Origin of the sequence: Pseudomonas sp. HMSC065H01 (genome assembly GCF_001815235.1) — a bacterium.
GTDB lineage: Bacteria > Pseudomonadota > Gammaproteobacteria > Pseudomonadales > Pseudomonadaceae > Pseudomonas > Pseudomonas aeruginosa.
In genome coordinates this window covers 1-1,482 of sequence record NZ_KV819877.1, presented here as the reverse complement: position 1 = coordinate 1,482, position 1,482 = coordinate 1, and the positions used below count along the sequence as shown (strand labels likewise).

Here is a 1,482-nt window from a genome sequence, read left to right as displayed (position 1 = left end):
ACGGCTGATGCTGCCTACCTGTTGTGGGTCTGTCGCAACTGCTTCCAGCGCCGCCCCTATGAGTGCCTGGTAACGTCGGCGCGCGGCATCGCCGAAGCGGTTGTGGGTGAAGCGCAGGATATCGACGATGTCCGCTTGGGCATCATGGGAGATGCGGTACTTGGCCATGCTTCAGTGGCTCGCCTGGTTGCCGAGCTCGTCGAGGTATTGGGCCAGGTCGTCGCTGGTGATCTCGTCGTACTCGCCGCGTTCCAGTTGCATCAGTCCACTGGATGTTGCGTTGCGGAGGGCTTCGAGCTTGGCGCTATTCTGGGCTTCCTGTTGCAGCAACAGGCGCAGGCCTGCCCGGATGACTTCGCTGCGGTTCTGATAGCGGCCGGTCTCCACCAGCTCGTTGATATCCTGCTCCAGCGGATCGGGAAGGACGACGTTTCGAGTTGCCATGAGGTGCTCCAGTCGGCAGATAGCTAGTGGCATAATATGCCATAAGGCTTGCTAGATCATCTTTTTTGGCGTATAGGTGATGGCAGGATGCCTCCCTTTGGGAGCCAGGAGATTGATAATGGAAGCACACGCTTACAAAGGTTTCGCCTCTCGGATCGGATTTGGTCTGGGTACGTTTGTGTGCTTCTGCCTGCATGATCGTCGGCCTGTCGTGCGCTGGATCAAACGAGCCTGCCTGGTCGTGGTGCTGTTCGTTATCCTTGTTCAGAACTTTACCTGGCTTGCCAGCGCCTTCATGACCTTATTGTCGTTTGGGTTGATTGGGTGGGTGTTGGTTAAAGGTGACTTTTCGATCTTCCAACAGTTGGAAAAAGATGAAGCCCAAGCAGCTCCATATGGCCGAGATGTTTTCGGTAATGAGTTGGATTGGATGGGGCGACGAGATGATGGAGTTCTTTCTCGTGAAGACTAGTAAAAAAGGGGCCTTTTAGCCCCTTTCTGTCAATCCCCTTTGGGGGAGAACGACGATATTGCCTGCTTAGCTACGCTACCACCCTGTACTCCTGCCTGTTGGACCCCTTTGACCCCGTTACTGAGATCGCTGAGGAGAGCTCCAACTTGGACGCCTGCCCAGCCTATAGCAGTTATCCACAGCATGGGTAAAATAACGAACATCGCCCCCATCACAAAGTTCAATATTGCATCTTGAGTCGCCGTATTCAGTCCCATGACCGGGTCGAACGAAAGATGCGGTGATCCCGAACCATAGAAGGCATCAAGTATCGTGCTGTCTATATATCTAGCTAACTGAAACCAGAAGTCGACGAACATCATCGCAAAGAAGACGACCGTCATCGTCATGGCAACTTTCAGTTGATAGGTGCCGATGACCAGGACCATCGGAATGCAGATGACCATTGCCATCTTCAGGAACGACATCACCATCGGCAGTGCCTGGCGGACCATGTCCATCGCCGGGAAGTAGGCCAGACTGCCCAGGGCCACACCGAAGGTTCCAGCGGTTCTCGCGATGCCGTT

At 54.5% G+C, this 1,482-nt stretch carries 4 protein-coding genes; 1 reads left to right on the top strand and 3 read right to left on the bottom strand.

All coding sequences use genetic code 11. The features are described from left to right. Positions 1-168 (bottom strand): type II toxin-antitoxin system RelE/ParE family toxin (locus tag HMPREF3014_RS33545; RefSeq protein WP_141765487.1); only part of this gene is annotated, 168 nt, incomplete at its 3' end. 3 nt (positions 169-171) lie between these two features. Beyond that, a complete protein-coding gene (locus HMPREF3014_RS14335; protein WP_003086148.1) occupies positions 172-444 on the bottom strand; it encodes a type II toxin-antitoxin system ParD family antitoxin in 273 nt (90 codons plus the stop codon). Positions 445-562: 118 nt separating this feature from the next. Between HMPREF3014_RS14335 and HMPREF3014_RS33540 the strand changes: the two genes are divergently transcribed. After that, entirely contained in the window at positions 563-916 is a 354-nt protein-coding gene (locus HMPREF3014_RS33540) for a hypothetical protein (protein ID WP_071534128.1), read from the top strand. 29 nt (positions 917-945) lie between these two features. Here HMPREF3014_RS33540 and HMPREF3014_RS14330 read toward each other — a convergent pair. Further along, the coding region (locus HMPREF3014_RS14330; protein WP_141765488.1) for a conjugal transfer protein TraG N-terminal domain-containing protein at positions 946-1,482 on the bottom strand (537 nt) is incomplete at its 5' end.